Below are 494 nucleotides of genomic sequence, written 5' to 3' on the forward strand. Positions count from 1 at the left end.
GTAGAGGGCGATGACCTTACTGCTAGCGGCTTAACGGTCGACGGTGATGCAACCGTTACTCAAAACGATGACGGCAGTTTCACGATTACGCCAGATGAAAACTTCAACGGTGACATCGATATCAGCTTCGATATCTCAGATGGCACCAATACCGTTCAAGCTTCAGCCGATTTAACCGTTAACCCAATCAATGACCTGCCAGTTCCTCAAGATCAGCAATTCAGTGTTGAAGAAGACGGTACTTTACTGTTCACAGACGCGGATCTGCTTACAGGCGCGACAGACATTGAAGGTGACAACCTAACTGTTGAAGGTGTGACCTACGATGGTGGCGACGGTATCCTTACCGACAACGGTAACGGCACGTACACCTTTGCGCCAAATGAAAACTTCAATGGTGACGTAAACTTCGGCTTCGATGTGTCAGACGGAACCGATACGGTCTCTGCGAACATCGATGTAAGTGTGACTGCCGTTGATGATGCGCCTGTGTC

The 494-nt window shown here is 49.2% G+C and carries 1 protein-coding gene; it reads left to right on the forward strand.

Annotation, left to right across the window (positions count from 1 at the left end):
* A partial coding sequence (locus AB4351_RS09615; RefSeq protein WP_372125758.1) for a tandem-95 repeat protein occupies window positions 1–494 on the forward strand: 494 nt, incomplete at both ends.

This window comes from Vibrio sp. 10N.261.51.F11, assembly GCF_041471665.1.
GTDB classification, from domain to species: Bacteria; Pseudomonadota; Gammaproteobacteria; order Enterobacterales; family Vibrionaceae; genus Vibrio; species Vibrio crassostreae_C.